Annotated in this window: 21 protein-coding genes; 10 read left to right on the forward strand and 11 right to left on the reverse strand. The window is 41.0% G+C overall.

Features of this window, described 5'->3' with window-relative positions; all coding sequences use genetic code 11:
• Positions 1-3: 3 nt before the first annotated feature.
• The 3 genes from Q4546_RS07365 (at position 4) to Q4546_RS07375 (ending at position 3,929) form a co-directional block, all read left to right on the forward strand.
• Positions 4-3,267 (forward strand): efflux RND transporter permease subunit, encoded by a 3,264-nt coding sequence (locus Q4546_RS07365; RefSeq protein ID WP_303445994.1) that lies wholly within the window; start codon positions 4-6, stop codon positions 3,265-3,267.
• A gap of 22 nt (positions 3,268-3,289) precedes the next feature.
• Entirely contained in the window at positions 3,290-3,499 is a 210-nt protein-coding gene (locus Q4546_RS07370; RefSeq protein WP_102437507.1) for a DUF2892 domain-containing protein, read from the forward strand.
• 94 nt (positions 3,500-3,593) lie between these two features.
• Positions 3,594-3,929 (forward strand): rhodanese-like domain-containing protein, encoded by a 336-nt coding sequence (locus Q4546_RS07375; protein ID WP_241903493.1) that lies wholly within the window; start codon positions 3,594-3,596, stop codon positions 3,927-3,929.
• A 100-nt stretch (positions 3,930-4,029) separates the two neighbouring features.
• On the opposite strand, the gene purU is transcribed toward Q4546_RS07375, so the two are convergent.
• The 5 genes from purU to Q4546_RS07400 all read right to left on the reverse strand — a co-directional run bounded on the left by purU (position 4,030) and on the right by Q4546_RS07400 (position 8,596).
• Positions 4,030-4,902 (reverse strand): formyltetrahydrofolate deformylase, encoded by an 873-nt coding sequence (purU, locus tag Q4546_RS07380; protein WP_102530720.1) that lies wholly within the window; start codon positions 4,900-4,902, stop codon positions 4,030-4,032.
• 200 nt (positions 4,903-5,102) lie between these two features.
• Positions 5,103-6,575: a PTS transporter subunit EIIC gene (locus Q4546_RS07385; RefSeq protein WP_102520703.1), complete on the reverse strand. Its 1,473-nt coding sequence runs from the start codon at positions 6,573-6,575 to the stop codon at positions 5,103-5,105.
• The gene (locus Q4546_RS07390; protein WP_303445995.1) at positions 6,527-6,991 is read right to left on the reverse strand and encodes a flavodoxin; all 465 of its coding nucleotides are present in this window, start codon (positions 6,989-6,991) and stop codon (positions 6,527-6,529) included. The genes Q4546_RS07385 and Q4546_RS07390 overlap by 49 nt, the downstream gene beginning before the upstream one ends.
• Positions 6,992-7,431: 440 nt before the next feature.
• The gene (truC, locus tag Q4546_RS07395; protein WP_102437514.1) at positions 7,432-8,277 is read right to left on the reverse strand and encodes a tRNA pseudouridine(65) synthase TruC; all 846 of its coding nucleotides are present in this window, start codon (positions 8,275-8,277) and stop codon (positions 7,432-7,434) included.
• A gap of 1 nt (position 8,278) precedes the next feature.
• A complete protein-coding gene (locus Q4546_RS07400; RefSeq protein WP_303445996.1) occupies positions 8,279-8,596 on the reverse strand; it encodes a YqcC family protein in 318 nt (105 codons plus the stop codon).
• 119 nt (positions 8,597-8,715) lie between these two features.
• On the opposite strand from Q4546_RS07400, the gene Q4546_RS07405 reads away from it, so the two are divergent.
• Positions 8,716-9,744: a DUF3549 family protein gene (locus Q4546_RS07405; protein ID WP_102437518.1), complete on the forward strand. Its 1,029-nt coding sequence runs from the start codon at positions 8,716-8,718 to the stop codon at positions 9,742-9,744.
• Entirely contained in the window at positions 9,741-10,127 is a 387-nt protein-coding gene (locus Q4546_RS07410; protein ID WP_102437520.1) for a DUF3301 domain-containing protein, read from the forward strand. Before Q4546_RS07405 ends, Q4546_RS07410 begins: the two co-directional genes overlap by 4 nt.
• A gap of 1,610 nt (positions 10,128-11,737) precedes the next feature.
• Here the strand turns inward: Q4546_RS07410 and Q4546_RS07415 are convergent.
• Positions 11,738-12,052: a DUF962 domain-containing protein gene (locus Q4546_RS07415; protein WP_303445997.1), complete on the reverse strand. Its 315-nt coding sequence runs from the start codon at positions 12,050-12,052 to the stop codon at positions 11,738-11,740.
• Positions 12,053-12,061: 9 nt separating this feature from the next.
• Positions 12,062-12,736 (reverse strand): GNAT family N-acetyltransferase, encoded by a 675-nt coding sequence (locus Q4546_RS07420; protein WP_303445998.1) that lies wholly within the window; start codon positions 12,734-12,736, stop codon positions 12,062-12,064.
• A 120-nt stretch (positions 12,737-12,856) separates the two neighbouring features.
• Between Q4546_RS07420 and Q4546_RS07425 the strand changes: the two genes are divergently transcribed.
• Positions 12,857-13,087, forward strand: a complete 231-nt coding sequence (locus Q4546_RS07425; RefSeq protein WP_102520706.1) for a DUF2789 domain-containing protein — start codon at positions 12,857-12,859, stop codon at positions 13,085-13,087.
• On the opposite strand, the gene Q4546_RS07430 is transcribed toward Q4546_RS07425, so the two are convergent.
• Entirely contained in the window at positions 13,084-13,470 is a 387-nt protein-coding gene (locus Q4546_RS07430) for a DUF3192 domain-containing protein (RefSeq protein ID WP_102520707.1), read from the reverse strand. The two genes, Q4546_RS07425 and Q4546_RS07430, sit on opposite strands and share 4 nt — an antisense overlap.
• A gap of 191 nt (positions 13,471-13,661) precedes the next feature.
• Between Q4546_RS07430 and Q4546_RS07435 the strand changes: the two genes are divergently transcribed.
• The 3 genes from Q4546_RS07435 (at position 13,662) to Q4546_RS07445 (ending at position 15,666) form a co-directional block, all read left to right on the forward strand.
• Entirely contained in the window at positions 13,662-13,994 is a 333-nt protein-coding gene (locus Q4546_RS07435; protein WP_303445999.1) for a hypothetical protein, read from the forward strand.
• A 44-nt stretch (positions 13,995-14,038) separates the two neighbouring features.
• Complete coding sequence (locus Q4546_RS07440) at positions 14,039-14,812, forward strand: Zn-ribbon-containing protein (RefSeq protein WP_102475705.1); 774 nt, start codon at positions 14,039-14,041, stop codon at positions 14,810-14,812.
• Between the two features lie 287 nt (positions 14,813-15,099).
• Positions 15,100-15,666: an outer membrane beta-barrel protein gene (locus tag Q4546_RS07445; RefSeq protein ID WP_303446000.1), complete on the forward strand. Its 567-nt coding sequence runs from the start codon at positions 15,100-15,102 to the stop codon at positions 15,664-15,666.
• A 104-nt stretch (positions 15,667-15,770) separates the two neighbouring features.
• Here Q4546_RS07445 and syd read toward each other — a convergent pair whose 3' ends face one another.
• Entirely contained in the window at positions 15,771-16,424 is a 654-nt protein-coding gene (gene syd / locus Q4546_RS07450; RefSeq protein ID WP_303446001.1) for a SecY-interacting protein, read from the reverse strand.
• 121 nt (positions 16,425-16,545) lie between these two features.
• On the opposite strand from syd, the gene queF reads away from it, so the two are divergent.
• Positions 16,546-17,400, forward strand: a complete 855-nt coding sequence (gene queF, locus Q4546_RS07455; RefSeq protein ID WP_303446002.1) for an NADPH-dependent 7-cyano-7-deazaguanine reductase QueF — start codon at positions 16,546-16,548, stop codon at positions 17,398-17,400.
• Between the two features lie 106 nt (positions 17,401-17,506).
• Here the strand turns inward: queF and Q4546_RS07460 are convergent, their stop codons facing one another.
• Together Q4546_RS07460 and fusA are read right to left on the reverse strand one after the other, a co-directional pair.
• Positions 17,507-18,178, reverse strand: a complete 672-nt coding sequence (locus tag Q4546_RS07460) for a 4'-phosphopantetheinyl transferase superfamily protein (RefSeq protein WP_368506618.1) — start codon at positions 18,176-18,178, stop codon at positions 17,507-17,509.
• 348 nt (positions 18,179-18,526) lie between these two features.
• A complete protein-coding gene (gene fusA / locus Q4546_RS07465; protein ID WP_102475708.1) occupies positions 18,527-20,557 on the reverse strand; it encodes an elongation factor G in 2,031 nt (676 codons plus the stop codon).
• Positions 20,558-20,601: the final 44 nt, after the last annotated feature.

Below are 20,601 nucleotides of genomic sequence, written 5' to 3' on the forward strand. Positions count from 1 at the left end.
TTCATGGCTAATTCAGAACCTCGTTTAGGTATTTCTGGCACCATTGCTAAGAACTTTCAAACCAGTGCTATCACCCCTTTACTGGCTATTTTGGCATTACTACTCGGCTTATTTGCGGTACTCATAACCCCTAAAGAAGAAGAGCCGCAAATTGATGTCACCTTTGCTGATGTGTTTATCCCCTATCCAGGTGCAAGTCCTACGCAAGTCGCTAATCAGGTTACCTTACCTGCCGAAAAAATTATTTCAGAAATTAAAGGTGTTGATACCCTTTATTCATTCTCACAGCCTGACGGCGCCTTAATCATTGCCATCTTCAAAGTGGGCATTGCTCGAGAACAAGCTGTTGTCGATTTATACAATAAAATTTATTCTAATCTTGATAAATTCAATCAAGCCGCAGGCATTGGTGAGCCGCTGATAAAACCTCGCGGTATTGATGACGTACCTATTTTTGGTCTCACCTTATGGTCAGATGATCCCACCATGAACCCTGAGCAACTCACTAAAGTCGCTACGGTACTAGAAACTGAACTAAAACGTATCCCAGGCACCCGTGAGATATATTCTCAAGGTAGGCATGAGCTTATTGCCAATGTTCGCTTAGATCCTAGTAAGCTAAACAGTTTTGGGGTCACGATTGAACAAATTGAGCAAGTGCTAAACAGTAATAATTCCGTCTCAACAACAGGTTCATTAACCCAAAATAATCAAGAGATTAAGGTTCAAACTGGACAGTTTTTAGACTCAGTTGACGATCTTAAAAACCTGGTTATCAAAGTAATACCCGCTAATAACTCAATCACTGAGCCTGCCAGCGCCAAGGTGGTTTATTTAGCCGATGTTGCTGATATCACCTTAAAAAGAGATATTCAAAAGCAGCAGGTCTGGCATGCTAATCAGCAAGGTCAATTCCCTGCTGTAACCATTGCTATTGGTAAGCAAGCCGGTGAAAACGCGGTAGATATTGCCAATTTAATTACAGATAAAGTTGCCAAACTCGATAACTTACTTATTCCTGATAACGTCAATGTCGCTGTTTCCCGTAACTATGGCGCTACCGCGGGCGAAAAAGCCAGCACACTGATATTTAAATTAATTTTTGCTACCGCTGCAGTGGTGATATTGGTGCTATTAACTATGGGCGCCCGCGAATCAGCCATTGTTGGCGTCGCTATTATTATTACCTTAGCACTGACATTATTTGCCTCATGGGCATGGGGCTTTACCCTTAACCGTATTTCACTTTTTGCACTGATATTTTCAATTGGGATCTTAGTGGATGACGCCATTGTTGTGGTAGAAAACATTCACCGTCATATGGCGATGAGTAATAAACCGCTCACAGAATTAATCCCACAGGCTGTGGATGAAGTGGGCGGGCCGACAATTTTGGCCACCTTTACCGTTATTGCGGCATTACTGCCAATGGCGTTTGTTTCTGGCTTAATGGGCCCTTACATGAGCCCTATTCCCATCAATGCCAGTATGGGCATGCTTATCTCGCTATTGATTGCTTTTGTGATGACCCCATGGCTGAGTAATAAATGGCTTAATGCCAAAGCTCACCGAGGTAACACCAGCAGTGACCTAAATGAGCAACCCCATACAGAAACAGCCTCAACTAAATTACTGAGCTTTTTCACTTTCATCATGAAACCATTTCTTGATGGTGAACACGCCAGTAAGGCGCGTAAAGCTATGGCGTTAGGCATTTCGCTGTTAATCGCATTGGCAGTGTCATTACCCTTCATGCAAGCCGTTGTGCTTAAAATGCTGCCTTTTGATAATAAATCGGAGTTTCAGGTGATTGTTGATCTACCTGAAGGCACGCCGTTTGAGCAAAATCAAAAACTGCTACAAGAGCTTGGACTTTATCTGACGACTGTTGAAGAAGTTGAACACTTGCAGTTGTACGCAGGCACCCACTCGCCAATGAATTTTAACGGCCTAGTGAGACATTACTTTTTACGTGAAAGCCAAGAAGTGGCTGATATTCAAGTCAATCTGGTTGAAAAGTCAGAACGTGATAGAAACAGTCATGATATTGCTATGTCAGTGAGAGAGCCTTTGCAAGCCATTGGTGTCGCTTACAATGCCAATATCAAAATTGTTGAAGTGCCTCCAGGGCCACCAGTATGGTCACCGATTGTGGCTGAAGTTTACGCGCCAACCACAGCGCTGCGCGAACAAGCGGCTAACGATTTAATGAGCCGTTTTCAGCAAACTGAGCATGTTGTAGATGTGGATATTTATTTACCCGCACAGCAAAGCAAATGGCAAGTGAGTATTGATCGTAATCGCGCTGCAATTGCTGGGGTGGCTTACTCAAGTATTGTTAATACTATTCAAGCGGCAATTGATGGCAAAGATGCCAGTTACCTTTATCAAAGCAACTTGCACCTGCCAACACCAATCAGGCTGCAGCTTGATGAAGCCGCCAAGGTGGATATGCATCAGGTGATGTTATTAAAAATCCCTTCAGCCTCAGGAGCAATGGTCACCCTTGCTGATGTGGCTTCAATTAAACAAACCAGCATTGATACCACTATTATCCATAAAAATATGGTGCCCATGATCATGGTCATTGCCGATATGGCAGGCCCGACAGGCAGCCCTTTGTATGGCATGTTTGATATGGTAGGCCAAATAAACCATGAGCAAGAAAGTGGTGAAGCTGCATACCCAATGAGCCAATACTTTGCCAATCAACCCGACGGCTTAGATGAAGTTGCCGTACTATGGGATGGCGAGTGGAAAATCACTTATGAAACCTTCCGCGATATGGGCATTGCGTATGCGGTGGGTATGATTGCGATTTACTTATTAGTGGTCGCACAATTTAAGTCTTATACCGTGCCGCTGATTATTATGGCGCCCATTCCATTAACCATTATTGGGGTCATGCCAGGACACGCAATACTCGGGGCGCAATTCACCGCCCCATCAATGATAGGCATGATCGCGCTGGCCGGTATCATAGTGCGAAACTCAATTTTGCTGGTTGATTTTATCCATCAACAGGCAACCGAAGGTGTGCCGTTTGAACAAGCCGTGATCAATGCCGCTGCAGTGCGCGCCAAACCGATTATGTTAACGGCCTTTGCCGCCATGATTGGCGCACTATTTATCATTGATGACCCGATTTTTAGTGGGCTAGCAATCAGCCTTATTTTCGGGATATTTATTTCAACCATTTTAACCTTGGTCGTTATCCCAGTGCTGTATTACGCAGTAATGAAAAACCGCCAAGGGATCCACAACTAATCTAACGTTTAAGGAGTTACTTATGTCTATTGAAAGATCAATTATGGCTTTTGCCGGCTTTATGGTGCTGTTATCTTTAGTGCTTACCGCTACCGTCAGTCACCATTTTATTTGGCTGACAGCATTTGTTGGTGCTAATCTATTTCAAAGTGCTTTTACTGGTTTTTGTCCCGCCGCTATGGTGATGAAAAAACTCGGTCTAAAAACCGAAGCTGAAAAAGCAACCCAATAGCATTGCAAAAATATATCAATAAGGAGCCACAGTGCAGCTATTAGATTGTAATAAATTGACCATGCAAACAGTTAAAGCGCTCACCCTACTTGCCATGTGCTTAATGGTATTAACAGTGAGTAAAATCAGCGTTGCCCAAGATATGAATCCCGTTATTGCGTGGGAAAAAATTAACAAGGGTGCGATGATATTGGATGTAAGAACCGCTGAAGAGTTTGCCGCAGGTCACCTTGAGGGCGCGATTAATATTCCCTTTAATATCGCCCTTAAAGAGTTAAATAAACAAAATATTGCCAAAGATACAGCCATCGTATTGTATTGCCGCAGCGGCCGCAGAAGCGGTATTGCCAACGATGAGTTAGCCGCTGCAGGCTACACTCAAACTTATAACGGTGGCGGCATTGCTACTTTATCAGCAAATAAGCAATAGCCCGCTTTATTAACGCTTACAGCTAAATGAGCCCCTTATTGGATATAAAAAAGGTCTGCCAGATAACTCTGACAGACCTTTTTGTTACTTCATTAAAAGTCTAAAAAACCACGGTTTTGTTACCATAGACTACTACTTGTTCATCAAGGACAAGCTGCAGGGCTTTACTCAGCACGCTTTTTTCAACATCGCGGCCATTATGGGCTAGTTCTTCTGCGCTGAAACTATGATCAACATTAATCACATCTTGTTTGATAATAGGCCCTTCATCTAAGCAATTATTGACAAAGTGGGCTGTCGCACCAATGATTTTTACCCCACGCTCCCACGCTTGACGATAAGGTGAGGCGCCAATAAATGCCGGTAAAAATGAGTGATGAATATTGATAATGGTATTGGGAAACTCAGCGACAAACTCAGGAGTTAAAATTCGCATATATTTTGCCAATACAATGTAATCAGCATTATAGGTTTTTATAACCTCAAGCATCGCTTGCTCGTGCTGGGCTCGGTCTAAACCTTCATGACTAACATGATGAAATGGAATATCAAACTTTTCAGTTAAGCCTTGCAACACATCGTAGTTACCCACCACTGCAGCGATCTCAACATCTAAACCGCCATAATAGGACTTCATTAAAATATCACCTAAACAATGGGCTTCTTTGGTGACTAAAATGACTATACGTTTTCGGCCTGCATCCACCAGCTTCATGTGATTTTGTAAAGGCAGCACCTCAGTTAAGTCTGCCAATAACTGCTGATCGTTAATTTGCCCTTCAAGCACAGTACGCATAAAAAAGCGTCCTTGTTCATGGTCAACAAATTCGGTGTTTTTAATAATATTTAGCTTATGGGCAAAACACACCCCGGTAATTTTAGCGATAAGGCCTTTTGCATCTTCACAATCAGTGATCAAAATTTTTCGCTCTAGGCTTGCTGTATTGTTAACTGGGTTACTTTTAGACTTCATAAACTATTGGCTCACAAGAATTAAATCGATGACGTTTACATTCAAATAAAATGCAGCTGGCTAAAAACTATATTTTACTTTTAACATAGCTTTTATGGGAGATGTAATTAAATAACCAGATATATCAATAATTGATTTTTTTATAGCAACCTAATTATTAAATAGTTAAAAGAGTTGCTATATTTATGAGGTTTTAATAATCATTTACGGGTGTCGAGGTACTTTTGCAGTAGTTTGCGCAAACTTTCCGCCTTAGTCCCAAATACAACCTGTACTCCATGCCCCACTTTGATCACCCCTTTCGCGCCTAAGCGCATCAACCTGGGTTTATCGACAAGTTTTGGATTCACGACTGTAATGCGTAAGCGGGTTAAACAAGCATTTAATTCAACAATATTGTCTGCCCCGCCAAGAGCACTAATCATGCTGCGTAGGCTTTCTTTATTGCCGTGACCATCAGCTTCTAACCGCCCAGGGGTTTTTAAGTTAAATGCTACAATACTCACCCTAAATAAAAGATAATAAACAAACCCCGTTAATGGCCCTAAAAACCAAATCCATTGAGTATTACTTGATTGAGCAAACAACAAACTGAAATCAATCAGTCCGTGGGAAAACACCACACTGTGTTTTACTTCAAGCAAAACACAAACGCTATAGGCCACACCAGTCAGAATGGCGTGAATTAAAAACAATATCGGCGCCACAAACATAAAGGCAAATTCAATGGGTTCGGTGATCCCAGTTAACCAACTTGCGGTTGCCGCTGACAGCATAATCCCGGCAACGCGATTACGTTCAGATTTATCCGCGCTACGCCAAATAGCCAACGCTGCAGCAGGGAGTCCCCACATTTTTATGAGGTAACCCCCAGCAAAATTACCCGCAGCAGGATCACCAGCAAGATAGCGAGCTATTTCACCTCTCACCAATTTACCGTCATCAATATATTGTCCCACTTCCAAGTAAAATGGCGCGTTCCAAATGTGGTGTAGGCCCAATGGAATAAGTAATCGTTCAATGGCGCCATAAACACCAAAGGCGACAGCAGGCTCTTGATATACAGCCCATAAGGATAAAGAATCGATTTCATAGGCCAGTGTGGGCCAAATATGGGCCAAGATAAACGCCATCAGCATGGAAAATGGAATAATGATTAACGCAGCGCTTCGATGGCCTTCAAAAAATGAGAACACTGCTGGCAGTTTTACATTTTCACTCAATCGCACCACCAAACAAGTCAGCGCGCCAATGAGCACACCACCAGCAATTCCGGTATCCATTGTCTCCATCCCCCAAATGGGCCTCGAGGGTAAGTGATAAAGGGTTGTCATTGCTCCAAGGCTTGAAATATAAACGCCAAAGCCAAAAACTGCGACAAAGGCGGCAATACCTTGGTCTTGACAAAAGCCAATGGCAATAGCTATCGCAAATAATAGCGGCATCATGGTAAAAATTAGATTACCCACATTCGAAAGCACGATGGCGAGTTCGGTAGATATAAAAGGAAGGGGATTGGCAGAAAGCCCGAGCATGACACCTGCAGCGGGTAAAATGGCGATGGGAATTAACAGCGCCTGACTAAGACGCTGAGCAAATTTAAACCACCGCTGGCTTAATAACCTTAACTGTCTTGCGACTGGGTTACTGCGGTTTGCCAAGTTGTTATCCATTGTGTGGCTTCTGTTTCTGGTTCCATGGTTTCACAGGCATCGATTTCAAGGCGCGGCGTAATACTGGTTGCACCGAGTTCAGTAAGCAGTTCATCAAATTGTTTTCCTCCGCCGCAGAATGTTTCATAGCTTGAGTCACCTAAGGCAATAACGCTGTAGTTAAGCTTAGGCAAATAAGGCGCTACTGAGCGCAACTCATTAAACCATGGCGCAATATCTTCAGGTAAGTCACCGTGACCAGTGGTAGAGGTCACTATGATCAGTAATTCATCTTCAGCCGGAACATAGCCCAATAGCTCAGTTGGCTGAAACAATTGGGTATTAAAATCCAATTGTGCGATCTTATCGGTTAATGTTTCAGCAACAAATTGTGCACTTCCATACACTGTTCCGAACACTATATTAACTTTATCCATGATATACTTTTCCCCAAGCTCACTGACTGCATTGATTATTACAGCTTAAATGCTGACTAATTTGAGTTAATAGCTTCACCATACTGCATTCCAGCGCTGGGCTGCAAGTATGAAATACAAACAAAAGTAACAACTTATCTAAACGTTAAGGTTATTGTTATGCGCCAAGCCAACCGGCATAGATTGTTCAAACTCCAGCATAAGGCCGCCCATATTAGGCGAAACTTTTACTTTAGATGTGAACAACAAGATACTAGCGAGCCACTTGCAAAAATTGATGAGTTCGAGAAGTTGAAGGCATTATTGTTAAAACACAATAAAACCCCTTTAAAACAAAGTACTTAATAAGCGCACTTACCAAGTACTTGGATTTATCTTTAAGATTCTTACGTAACTTATTATTACGTGATAGTTTTTACGTAAGAATTTTTTATAGCCTACTAAGCAATATCCATAGGTGCTGAGCAATCAAGCGCATCATCCCAGCCAAACTGCTCAAATATCCTCAGCCATTCTTGCTCCAATTCTGTTTCTATATGCATTTTCTCTAAGGTCACAGGATGAGTAAAACGAATTGACTTAGCGATAAGCCATAAACGATTTATCTCAAAGTGCGATCTAAAAAACTTATTCTGCTTACCATCACCATGGGTGGTATCACCAATAATAGGATGACGTAAATGCGCCATATGTCGTCTCAGTTGATGTTTACGGCCCGTTTGCGGTGTAAGGTTAATTAAGCAAAAGCGGCTACTGGGATAACGCCCAGAACTGTATGGGATCTCTGCATTCATTAACGGCTTATAATCAGTTACCGCTTCTTGTGCGGGCTTATCTTTATTGGCCTTTTTGTCGGCAACATCATCTAGTTCTACTTTTAAAGCGTAATCTAAACGGCCTGCCTCATGCATATTGCCTCGAACCAAAGCGATATATTCTTTCGTCACTTGATGATGTTCAAACTGCTCACAAAGCGCTCTGGCGACTTCACTGCTTTTGGCAAAAACTAACACTCCTGATGTGGGTCTATCTAATCTGTGCACCGGAAACACATGGCAGCCCACTAGGTCTCGAGTCAGTTGCATCGCAAAAAAGCGCTCCTTTCTTGCAAGGTAACTGCGGTGCACCAACAAACCAGCCGGCTTATGAATAACCACCAGATGCTCATCTTCAAAAAGAATTTCTAACTCAGGCGGTGTTTCATCTTCAAGCCCCTCCGCTGCTAGCGTTTCAGCTTGAAGGCTCGCTGCATCTTCTTGGTCATCGAAATATTCATCATCTATCATGTTATTGCTCACTTAAAAAGGTGTCTAACTCAGCCAATAAACGTATCAAAGGATTAAGATCATCACGCTGACTCCACACATGTGCCGCCATAGGGGCTAAGGCTATTTTAGTAGGTAAAGCCTGCTTCATACAAATAAGCTGTTGCATCTTAGGGATAAAAATAAACTGCAACCATTGCTCAAACCCCATGGTATCGCAGGCAAAAGGAGAACTGCTCGCAAGCGCTTGAGCAGAAGGTTTAGTCGATGACCAAAGGTTTGCATCTTTAAGGTTTTGTTCTATCTGAATTAAGTATTGCTCTGTTTTAATATACGGCATAACTGTGATTTATCGCTCACACAAGTTTGAAATAACACGATTGTTTGTGCGACTAATTATATCATCAGGAGGCAGTTAACCCTATAATACGCACAAGTTAATCGCTATATAAAAACACCATGACACAACTCGAAACCCTAAGTGAATTTTTAGACACCGCTAATACTCAATTTCAGGTTTATGATTTAGGCCGCAGAGTCGAAAACATCGATATGATGTTGTTTAATCAAATTGAAGCATTAAAAACCCCTTACCCTTTTCCAACTCAAGGTCATGCACAATTTGCCATCGTGTTTTGGCGCGAAGCACAGCCACCTTTTATTTGGTTTTTAAAGCTGCCACTGGATGAGCAAGGCTTGTTGTCTCCAGCTCAGCGCAGTCAATTCATCAAAATGATCCTCGAAGCTCTAGGGCAAGATCCAACCAAAGCATTAAGTGATGAAGAACAAGAGCGCTATGCTAATCACCCTTTTAGCTTCAAGCCTAGCCAGGAAAAGCTAGCGCTATTTAATGCCTTAGTAAAACGTCAATTAAGCCAGCAACCATCAGCGCAATATCAATTTGCCGCTAGCTACTTTGCTGCGCTGATAGCAAGTCCAAAGAAAGTGGATGACTCGTGGCAGCAATTAGGGCTTCAAGGCATTGCCGACATCTGTGTGCGCCTAGATCAACATAACCACGCTGCAGAAATTAATGCCGCTTTTGAATTTGCCCCAGTTGAAGTTCAAGCAGCTATTTGCCAATGCTTAGAACATGTGACCATTGATGCAGTGCTTGCACAAACCTTGTTTGATAAGTTATCTCAAGCGCCTGTTGAGCATAAGCATATCTATCTTAGAGCCCTTGCTTCACAAGCTGAGTTAACTCAAAAAGCCATTAAGCAATTGGTTAATTACCAACAACTTGATGAAAACTTATTGATCACCATTGCTGCCAGAAACTGGATTGCATTAAAAGATGACCAAACTCGCAAACTTTATCTAGAAGTCTTAGCAAATCAGCCACAAATCTTCTTTAACCAAGTATTTGCTGATATCGTGTCTATACCGAGTTTACGCCAGCCGCTGTTGCTTGAACTAAGAAATACCGAACGAAGTGAGAAACTATCAGCGGCTATTGGCGGTTTATTTAAGGCACTAAGCCAATGATGTCAGATTTTATTTTAATCGTAGCAGTCGTGGTTGTGGGCGCATTCTTTTGGCAATTACGACAAATGGCAGAAATTAGCCGTAAGTATGCTGAAAGCGCCTGCGGCAAGCAAAAAGTACAACTCCTTGCTATCGCAATGGAGTCAGCAAGACCTAGCCTGGGTGGTACTACTGGCCTTTGTTGGCGTGCTAAATTTTTGTTTGAATTTAGCACCGATGGCATGAACCAATATCGCGCGCATATCCAAATGCATGGTAAAAAAATAGAAAAAATAAATTGGCCTATTTTCCCAGAGCCAGAATGGATGGATGCGCCGATGGCAAAAGGTAAGTTTGGTGGTTGTGGCGGCGCATCTAGCTGCAACTCCGGAAAGTGTAAGTAATTTATTGGCTTAACGACTCAATAGGTAAGCCATACTGCATAAACCATTTTTTACTGGAAAATCGTTATTTATTAAACGCTAGCCAAAAGAAAGACCGCGACAAATCATTGCCGCGGTCTCTTGTGCTTTTGTTAAGCCATCCAGCTATTGTTGTGCTCCCTGCACCATCCATGCGTCTAACTTGCTCCGAGCGCTATCCTTATTCAATCCTTGATATTCCTTGTACACTTAAGTACTTTCCATCTTACTCGATTATCCATTGACCGAGCCTGCTCAAATCCTTAAGCGTGTCCTTAATTCATCCTTGGGGTTCTTCCATGACATCCTTTAATCAAGTTATTGCATCCAATGCAATCACCATAAATCCCTTATGGCGTAAATCCCTTAATTGATGTCCTTCAATCTAATAAAGTCGCTTATATCCATAAACTGCAGTGATGGGGTATTAGTTAACTCCTTGTCACTAACCTTTTAATCATGCCACTGTCCATAGCGTACATTTTACCTTGATTTGAAAGTCACTGTAGAGCAGAAAATACTTTACTTATAATCCTATTGATACAACTTAAGCACTTCCTGTGCATATTTGCTTTCTTGGTATCTATTATAGTTCATATGGTTCAACAGGTAAGTCATAAGTATTCACATTACAGCGTAATTACAAAGTAGTAACACCACTAAACCAGCAGGCGTCAAATTAAAATCAATAAAAACAACAACTTTAAAATAAACCTAATTTAAGGCGCGTTTCAAATGCGATAAGGCTTACACCCCTTGTGAGATATATCGCACAAACACTCTGGCTATTAGGGAAATTAACCACTGCAAAAAAATTCACATATTTAACATTTGTATTTCTGAAATGTAAAAAGCGCAATCCTAATAAATTAAGATTGCGCCTATTTTACGCTCTGTTAGCTTATCCGGCTAAATTGTGCTTCCCTGCTCCATCCATGCGATTATTTGCTCCCTGCTCCCTTTATTCCCTGTTACTCAATTTCCTTGTATTCTTGCCAGTTGCTGAATACTTGAGTTTTCAATCCATTGAACAGTCTATCCCTTTGACTGACAGTTTTACTCCTAGATTACCATCCTGGTATGCTGCATCCTGCAATCCGTCATCATCCTGATGAGGGTTCATCCTAGTTTCAGTTATCCATAACTGAGCTTATGCCCTTTCCTTGAGCGTGTCCTGACTTCGTCCTGAATTCATATTTTGAGATAGCTAATAAGAGGTTTTCTCATATAAATATCTCAATGAATAACCAGCGCCCTTCCTTTAATTGTCATCTCATCCTGAGACATTAACGACCAAAGGTTGTTGGCTTTACAATATGACTATTCATTATAAGTGCAATATTAAACAAAACATCCTGTTCTATTTATGTTGCGACTTGATGAAATTATTTTAGCTAAATTTATTAATAAGAAAACGGTCCATTTAACATCTGACACAGAGCGGATATTGACAAAACAAAACAAAACTGTGTAAGTTATTGTTTTTTTTAGTAAAAGATATAATTTGCGCAGACAATGTACACACAAAGAAATTAGATAACTTACAGGCTATGTGAGATAAGTCTTACACGCCAAAGTGAAACTTGCCTTGTTTATGACTTTGAGACGAATAGTCTTTTTAACATCTGTGCAAACATCACCCAGTCCCCCAACAAACTATATAGTGGGTACTCAAAAGTGGCGGGTTTATTTTTTTCAAATACAAAGTGCCCAATCCACGCAAAGCCATAACCAATGACGGGGATAAATAACAGTTGCCACCATTGTTGGCTAACTAAAGTAGCTAAAAGCAATAACACTATCAGGCCCGAACCGACATAGTGCAAACGCCGACAGATGGTATTTTGATGTTGTGATAAATAAAAAGGATAAAATGACTCAAAGTCTTGATACTGTTTATCAGCCATTCATCACTCCTATTTACTTTGATAAATGAGAATTTCACCATCAACAGAACCAATAGTTTGTTCTGACAGCTGGCTAAATCCTTCACCAATAAAAAGTTCTGCATGTTTATCATTGTTAACAAACACCCCTACGCCATCGAGTTCTAACTGTTCATCACACCAGCTCAACACCGCTTGGATTAATTTTGCTCCATTACCCTTTCTTTGCTCATTAGGGGCTAAAGCGATAAATTGTAAAATTCCGTATTGTTTACTCGGTAAACTTTCTAAGATGGTATGTTCTTTTTTGATAAACGCTTGGGTGGAACTCCAACCAGTACCTAACACCATTTTTAAACGCCAATGCCAGTAACGACTTTCACCAAGCGGCACTTGATGGGTGATCACACAGGCGACACCGATTAGTCGTTTGCCTTCGAACCAACCAATTAATGGTTGCTCCTGCTGCCATAACTCAGTGAGCTCTTCTCTGATTGCCGCTCGCAGTTTTTGTTCGTAATTGGCTTGATTAGTGGTGGCTAGGGCTTCAATAAAGAATGGATCATCATGATAGGCATTATAAATTATCGATGCCGCAACTCTTAGATCTTCCGCAGTCAAATAAACCGCTCTAGGTTGATCGTTAGTTTGTTCATCCGAAGACGGCGACGCTTGAGTTTTCGGGGTCAAAGTGTTGTTTTCCATGATGTCACTCTTAACTAATCCAGTTGATAGTCTCAACTTAACAACTTTGAAACATATTGCAATTTAAATAGGGTCACCTAATCTTAGTAAAGTAATATCATTCATACATGGTGAAAGCTCATGGATACGACAACGACAACATTTGAACACCTATTTCAGCAATTAGGTTTAGATTCATCTGAAGAAAGCATTAATCAGTTTATCGAACAACATAAACTGGCCAAAAATAGCACTATTACACAGGCTGGTTTTTGGTCTGAATCACAAAGACACTTTATTGAAGAAGCCTTAAATCAAGACGGCCAGTGGTCTGAATTAGTAGACCAACTGGACGTTTTATTAAGAAATTAAATGTTTTGGTAAGCAGTTTCACCCCAACCCACTAATTTATTGTCACTTATCACAACCGGAGTACATTCACTTTTAGTGGTTTTACCGTCACCTTTGCTCCACTGAGTGCGATAGAAAAACACCTGAACCTCTTGCTTTGGACTTTGTGCATCTGCTTGCGTCACATAAGCCTCACTAAAATCAGCCGTTCCCATCAAAATGGTGACTTGATCTTTTGCCATTCCGATTGAAAGTTTCGCTAAGTTATTACGATTAGTTTGTTGTTGTTTTTGCCAATATGAATCACTACGCTTACCTTCGTGATCGCCCACATTCAATACGCAACCAGTTAGTGAAGTCGCTGCTATAGCCATAATTAATGCTGCACCCAATTTTGCTTTCATAATACGTCCCTTTCAAATGGTTCTAATGTAATTTCTACTGAAACTGTTTTTCAGAGTAAGTTATACTGTTCTCAATACTGATTAAGCTAAAAGTGTGCCAAAAGTTAAACCCTTGATTTTATTCATCATTTAAAACCAAGTCTCACTTTTTGAGTAATTTCACTACCAATATTTAAGGATTTTCACTAATTATGAGTCCAATTGAACAAGTCCTTGCGGCGGCAAAATCCATTGCTGTAGCAGGTCATACGCCAACATTAGCGTTAATAAAAGGTAAATTAGGTACGCGGATAGCCATGCCAACCCTTATTCAGGGGTTGCAGCAATTTAAAGCCACCCCCAAAGAGCAATGGCAAGACTTACCCGATTTAGCAGCCATGATACAGCCAGCTAATACTGAAACGGCTCAAGACCCATTAACGGCGCTAGAACAAAAATGGCAGGCTAAATTTGACGCTGTCGAAAGTGAATTTGCCCTAAAGATAGCAGCACTTGAAAAACGAATTGTACAATTAGAAAGTTAAGCACCACATCCTCAATACATTTAACCAGCTAAAAACGGAAAACCATGTTTGTCACTGAACTCAGATTTGAATGTTTCGCCGATACCACTATCACCGCGGCAGAAAAAGCCATTAATAACTTTCTAGAAGCACTCAGAGCCAATGGCCAAGTATTAGGAAGAGAATTTGCTGTCGCATTTAATGAAGGTGAGTTTAAAGTCAGGCTATTAATACCTGAAAAAAACAGTTTATCAGCCCGTAACAACAGCCCATGGGTCAAACAAGCATTAACTATGCTAACTGAAGCAAAGTTATTGGCGCCACGTGAAAAGTTTATCGGTCAAGATATCAATTCAGAGCAAAGTAATATCGACACTCCCAGCTGGCAGGTGCTTTACACCAGCTATGTACATATGTGCTCACCATTAAGAAGTGGCGACAACCTTCTCCCTATTCCGCTATATCAAATTCCAGCCAGCTTTAATGGCGACCATAAGCGAGTTATTCGCTGGCAAACAGAGTGGCAAGCTTGTGATGAACTGCAAATGGCGGCGGCAACCAAAGCTGAATTTGCAGCATTAGAAGAACTGACCAGTCATAAAAGTGATTTATTTAGACGAGGCTGGGATATCCGCGGCAGAATTGAATTTATTACCAAAATTCCGACTTACTATTATCTTTATCGCGTTGGTGGTGAAAGTTTACAGTCTGAAAAAGAACGAGCCTGTCCACGCTGTGGATCGAAACAGTGGTTATTGGATGAGCCATTATTGGATATGTTTCACTTCAGATGTGAGCCATGCAGAATTGTGTCGAATATCTCATGGGATCATCAGTAATAATGTTATTACCAAAAGAGAATGGCACTCTTTTTAGTTGGGTAGATGACAATGTTACCTAGTTCCGCTGCGAAAGCAGGGACAAATCAAAACTTTCTATCTTCCCTTTGCCAATTAACCTTAAGTAAGCCTGCATTCTTTGTATAAAATACTTTAGAAAAGCTTACACATTTATCAAGCTTAATTAAAAATGTGATGATTACTAATATTTAATTCTAAATACTTGAATTATTCAAAAACTAAACCAAACTAAATGTGTTTATTAGATGATTTCCAAGGATGATAAAATGAAACTATATAATATTTATAAATTACTAATCATTACATTGGCCTGTTCCCAATTGAGTTTAGCCCACGCTGATGAAAATAGAGCTATATATGATAATTACGGCTATTTAGGCCTAGGTTATTCTTATGTTGATACCGATATTAGTGTTACGGATTTAGGTTCAACGTCTATAAATAACTCTCTGCTAGGGGCGGTTATTGGTTATCAATTTATACAAAATTTTGCTGTTGAGTTTCGTGGGTATGGCAGTGTATCGGAAGATGAAATAGCAGGAATAGATCTTGAAATAGAAAGTAATATTAGCTTATTAGCCAAAGGAATATTACCCGTTCATCAGCACTTTAATGTCTATGGGTTAGTTGGTTATGGAACAATAAAAGGCTCTATTGATAGTATATCTGAAAATGAAAGCAGCTTTCAATTTGGTGTAGGTATGGGAATCAACAATGGTTCACCACTAGAGCTCCAAGTTGAGTGGTTGAGAATAGTTGATGATAACTTTGGCTTACCAAGTACCAACGTTACAGCCGATAGCATTAATATTAATTTGGTTTATCGAATGTAATAGTACTAAATTAGTAAAAATTAGTTTTTTACACATAAAAAGCCTGACTTTATGACTTAATAAGTCAGGTTTTTTTATTATCAAATCATTTCTATGAAGTCAGTTTATGATTTTCGCTTTAGTAAATCATTCCACATCATTTTCATTCGCTGCCAAATCCCCGGATGTGGCACATGGCCATGATCTTCTTCTACAGGTTCAATTGCTGGTGTGACTCTTGGCGTTAGGCTATCGATAAACCCAGCTAGGCTATCAGCAAGCTTTTCATGGGGCTTATTGCCTGGCACTTCAATCCACACACTGCCATCTTCATTATCAACCGTTAGCATGTTATCGCCATCACCCAATACACCGATAAACCAGGTTGGTGCTTGTTTGAGTTTTTTCTTCATCATCAAGTGGCCAATGATATTTTGCTGCAAAGATTCAAAGTCTTGCTGATTCCAAACTTGCAGTAATTCGCCTTCACCCCAGTTTGAATCAAAATACAGTGATGCTGAAAAGAAGTGGCCGTAAAAATCATTGATATCATCATGCAGCTTAAGCTCTAAAGCATGTTCGACATTACTAAAGTCTGCGGTGCTTTTACGCTTAACAGTCTGCCAAAATACCGCTTCATCAGATTCAAGATCATACTGGCCCTCAATACAACTAGACCCTTGACCCATTGGGTAAAATCGCGGTAATTCCCCTAAGGTATCTTGGTAAGCTTGAATATAACGGTTAGAAAATTGATCCAATGATGTTGAACAAGACACTTAAGATGCTCCAATATTGTTTGTGACCAAATAGATTGGTGTATTTGTCACGTACAGTGATTACCTAATTATATAAATTGGTATTATAATAAAGGCCTATTTTGACACGGAAACACACTAGATGACACACAATCACGATCCCTATAGTGATGCTGAAGCACTTAAAGGTTTAACTTTAGGTCAAGCGACGCAATATCAAGCTGAATATGATGCATCATTGCTGCAAGTGGTTCCTCGTAAGCTAAATAGAGATGCCATTGCATTAACGGCTGAGTTACCTTTTCAAGGTGCTGATATTTGGACTGGCTATGAACTATCTTGGCTTAATGCCAAAGGCAAGCCTATGGTAGCCATCATTGAAGTTTACCTTGCCATCGAAAGTGATAACTTAATTGAATCGAAGTCATTTAAGCTTTATTTAAATAGCTTTAATCAAACCCGCTTTGACAGTGTTGAACTAGTACAACAAACTTTACAACAAGATCTTAGCCGCTGTGCCAATGGCGAGGTCACGGTAAAAATCATCGAGCCAAAACATTTTAATACCCAGCGCATTGTCGAGTTACCGGGTAACTGTATTGATGAACTTGATATTGAAGTTGATGATTATCAATTTAAACCTGAGTACCTTGAAGACAGCACTGAAGAGAAACATGTTGCTGAGACACTTACATCCAACTTGCTAAAGTCGAATTGTTTAATTACCTCTCAGCCTGATTGGGGTAGCGTGATGATCCGCTACCAAGGTCCTAAAATCGATCGAGAGAAGTTACTGCGTTATTTGATTTCATTCCGTCAACACAATGAATTTCACGAGCAATGTGTTGAGCGTATTTTTACTGACTTAAAACGCTATTGCCAATGTTCTAAATTAACGGTTTATGCCCGTTATACTCGCCGTGGAGGTTTAGATATTAATCCATTTAGAAGTGATTTTGAGCAGCCGCCTGAGACACATCGTTTAGCGAGACAGTAATTTCAAAAATGATATTACAACTTAAAAGGCACTTTTTAGTGCCTTTTTTGATCTGCAGGTAAACCGACTTAGCTAACGATCAATTTAGGCATGCCTTTAAGGCAACTTAATGAGAATCAATAATAAGCTCAGCCCAATCTATTACTTCAGCGTTATATTCAGGCTCGTTCGCAACACATCCACTATAAAAGCTAATGGCAAACCGATAGCTCTCATTAAGCTTACCTAAACTACAATGCCATTGGTTTTCAATCTCAAAGCGCTCTTTGTCATCATTTATCAGCCGCAAAGAGACATTGAATTGTAAAGGTATGACAGCGCCTTTATTCAGCTTAAGCTCGCTTTTTTCAGCCATTTCAAAATCAAACCCAAAGGATTTCAGCGATAATGCCAATCCCAAACCTTTGGCCTTAATGTAGGACTCTTTTAAAGTCCATAAATCAAAGAACCGCTCTCGATGTTCCGCTTTTGGTAAAGCTAATAAAGCTGCCGCTTCTGGTTCAGAAAAGTAATGATTTAATATCGAATGAATATTGGTACTGTCACGGTGACGCTCAATATCCGCCCCCAGCTCAAACGCTTGCATTGGGGCATTAGTTTGATAAATAGCCACCAATAACCAGTCACCACTGTGACTGATGTTGAAACCTAAACCCGTTTGCTGAAATTGCAGATCAGTTAAACGCGGTTTGCCTTTTTCGCCATATTCAAATACCCATTCATTGGGCTTTATATCGGCAAAACGCGACAACAAAGCCCGCAAGTAACCTCTAACCATTAAGCCTTTTTCACGGGCTGATTGTTGAATATAGCGATTCACTTTTTGGGTTTCATCTGCAGGCAACCAAGATGACACCAATGAGGTGGTTTCTTGATCCAATACTGCCGTGGTAAGCGGACAGAAAAATAGATTTATCTTGGTGTCAGAATTCAAAATCAACTCAATAGTAAAACAAAAAGCCATTGTCGCTTGTTTCTAACTGAATTTATAGTCTGTGTAATACGCCAAATAAATAAAAACGGCTGGAACATTACAGCCCCTGCCGTTTTAATCCTATTAGCTTGCGATTAAGACCCGTTTATTGCCGTTGGCAACGATTAACTACTCATGGTGAACCCTTGGCGATTAAGCCATCGCGGTGGTCTTTGCCGCTTGCTGAGGTTGTACGTCATAGCGACTAAAGCTCATCGAGAACTGACCGTCACCACCCGTCATCGATTTTAGTCTAGTAGAATAGTCACTGACATTAGCCAAGGGCACTTCGACTTCAACTGTAACCATGCCAGAGCTATCGGCTTGTGTGCCGCACACCATACCTCGCTCGCTACTGATATCGGCGGTGATATCGCCCACATGTTGCTGAGCAACACAAATATTCATTTCAACGATAGGCTCTAAAACCACTGGCTGAGCAAGTTTAACGGCTTCCATAAAGGCTTTTTTACCCGCCATCACAAAGGCAATCTCTTTAGAGTCCACACTGTGATGTTTGCCATCTAATACAGTAACTTTGATGTCTTGCATCGGAAACCCACCAAGCTCACCAGCTGTCATAGCTTCTTTAATTCCCTTTTCAACCGCGGGAATATATTGAGTGGGTACCGAGCCCCCGACCACTTTGCTGACAAACTCAAAACCTTGACCACGCTCAAGGGGCTCAACTTTAAGCTCGACTTCTCCAAATTGGCCAGAGCCACCGGATTGCTTTTTATGACGATATCTAAAGCTCGCCTCACCCATTATGGTTTCACGATAAGCAATGGCTGGAGTGTCAGTGTCCATATCAACATTAAACAGCGTTTGCGCTTTTTCTAATGCAATTTGCAGATGTAAATCACCTTGGCCTTGCAGCACAGTTTGTCCTTCTGCCTCATTACGGGCAATCTGTAAGCTTGGGTCTTCTGCCACTAACTTATGTAGCACTTCCGATATTTTTTGTTCATCACCGCGGCGCTTTGCAGACACGGCCAAGCCAAAAATAGGTTGCGGCAATACCAGCTCAGGTAAATGAAATTCATCTTCATCATGGCTGTCATGCAGCACAGCGCCAACTTCTAACTCATCAATTTTAGCAATGGCGCAGATATCACCCGGGATAGCCTGATTGACGTTACTATGCTGGTCCCCTTGTAACTTAAGAATGTTAGTCACTTTAAAGGGTTTACGGCTATGACCGATAAACAGTTTCATGCCCACTTCTATGGTGCCTTGGTATAAACGAAAAACGCCCATGCGGCCTAAAAATGGATCGATTGACACTCTAAAGATATGGGCTAATACATGGTCATCAGCTTTTTGGCTAACATCAATAGGGGTGGCATTTTCAGTAAAGCCTTTGATAAATTGCGGCGGATTAGCTTCAAGAGGGCTTGGCATCAACTTAGTCAGCATTTCCAGTAACGAGCTAATACCAATGTCTTGTTCTGCACTGGTAAAACATACTGGTACTAAATGACCCATTCGCAATGCGGCTTCTAGCGGCGCATGCAATTGCTCTGGGGTTAATGAATCACCTTGCTCTAAATACAGCTCCATTAACCGCTCATCTTCTTCAAGCACGGTATCAATGAGTTCATCACGGGCAGTTTCCACATCGCTGAATAAGGTTTTCGCTTTTAGATCGCAATGCAGATAACAATCCACCACATCATTAGCCATTTCATTGGGGAGATTAACGGGTAAGCAGCGATGACCAAATTGCTGCTGGATATCAGTCAGCAATTCAGCAACTAAAGCTTCGTTGCCATCTAAGTGGTTAATGGCAATGATCACTGCTTTGCCCTGCGCTCGGGCTGCTTCAAAGGCTCTTTTGGTTACCGATTCAATCCCAGTGCTGGCATTGACCACCAATAATACCGATTCAACGGCAGAAAGAGGCAATAATGCTCTGCCAATAAAATCAGGTAAACCTGGAGTATCAATAACGTTTAAATGGTGGTTTTGGAAGTCAAAATTAAGAAAGGAAGGTTCTAGGCTGTGGTGGTGGGCTTTTTCTTGGGCAGTGAAATCGGCATGATTTGTGCCCTTGTCGACCCTGCCTTTTAAGGTTATTGCATTGGCGCTAAACAGTAATGCTTCGAGTAAAGAAGATTTGCCTGCGTTGGTGTGACCCATTACAGCCAAATTACGGATTTGCTCAGTGGTGAAATCAGCCATTGTGGCCTCCCTTTATCACATAGTTAATCAATCCATTTCGCTTT

It is taken from the genome of Shewanella sp. 4_MG-2023, assembly GCF_030548015.1.
Classification (GTDB): domain Bacteria; phylum Pseudomonadota; class Gammaproteobacteria; order Enterobacterales; family Shewanellaceae; genus Shewanella.

Bases quoted from the DNA above. Each gene is read 5' to 3' on its own strand.
- Q4546_RS07365 (WP_303445994.1), top strand. From the start codon at position 4: ATGGCTAATTCAGAACCTCGTTTAGGTATTTCTGGCACCATTGCTAAG.
- Q4546_RS07370 (WP_102437507.1), top strand. From the start codon at position 3,290: ATGTCTATTGAAAGATCAATTATGGCTTTTGCCGGCTTTATGGTGCTG.
- Q4546_RS07375 (WP_241903493.1), top strand. From the start codon at position 3,594: ATGTGCTTAATGGTATTAACAGTGAGTAAAATCAGCGTTGCCCAAGAT.
- purU (WP_102530720.1), bottom strand. From the start codon at position 4,902: ATGAAGTCTAAAAGTAACCCAGTTAACAATACAGCAAGCCTAGAGCGA.
- Q4546_RS07385 (WP_102520703.1), bottom strand. From the start codon at position 6,575: ATGGATAACAACTTGGCAAACCGCAGTAACCCAGTCGCAAGACAGTTA.
- Q4546_RS07390 (WP_303445995.1), bottom strand. From the start codon at position 6,991: ATGGATAAAGTTAATATAGTGTTCGGAACAGTGTATGGAAGTGCACAA.
- truC (WP_102437514.1), bottom strand. From the start codon at position 8,277: ATGATAGATGATGAATATTTCGATGACCAAGAAGATGCAGCGAGCCTT.
- Q4546_RS07400 (WP_303445996.1), bottom strand. From the start codon at position 8,596: ATGCCGTATATTAAAACAGAGCAATACTTAATTCAGATAGAACAAAAC.
- Q4546_RS07405 (WP_102437518.1), top strand. From the start codon at position 8,716: ATGACACAACTCGAAACCCTAAGTGAATTTTTAGACACCGCTAATACT.
- Q4546_RS07410 (WP_102437520.1), top strand. From the start codon at position 9,741: ATGATGTCAGATTTTATTTTAATCGTAGCAGTCGTGGTTGTGGGCGCA.
- Q4546_RS07415 (WP_303445997.1), bottom strand. From the start codon at position 12,052: ATGGCTGATAAACAGTATCAAGACTTTGAGTCATTTTATCCTTTTTAT.
- Q4546_RS07420 (WP_303445998.1), bottom strand. From the start codon at position 12,736: ATGGAAAACAACACTTTGACCCCGAAAACTCAAGCGTCGCCGTCTTCG.
- Q4546_RS07425 (WP_102520706.1), top strand. From the start codon at position 12,857: ATGGATACGACAACGACAACATTTGAACACCTATTTCAGCAATTAGGT.
- Q4546_RS07430 (WP_102520707.1), bottom strand. From the start codon at position 13,470: ATGAAAGCAAAATTGGGTGCAGCATTAATTATGGCTATAGCAGCGACT.
- Q4546_RS07435 (WP_303445999.1), top strand. From the start codon at position 13,662: ATGAGTCCAATTGAACAAGTCCTTGCGGCGGCAAAATCCATTGCTGTA.
- Q4546_RS07440 (WP_102475705.1), top strand. From the start codon at position 14,039: ATGTTTGTCACTGAACTCAGATTTGAATGTTTCGCCGATACCACTATC.
- Q4546_RS07445 (WP_303446000.1), top strand. From the start codon at position 15,100: ATGAAACTATATAATATTTATAAATTACTAATCATTACATTGGCCTGT.
- queF (WP_303446002.1), top strand. From the start codon at position 16,546: ATGACACACAATCACGATCCCTATAGTGATGCTGAAGCACTTAAAGGT.
- Q4546_RS07460 (WP_368506618.1), bottom strand. From the start codon at position 18,178: ATGGTTAGAGGTTACTTGCGGGCTTTGTTGTCGCGTTTTGCCGATATA.
- fusA (WP_102475708.1), bottom strand. From the start codon at position 20,557: ATGGCTGATTTCACCACTGAGCAAATCCGTAATTTGGCTGTAATGGGT.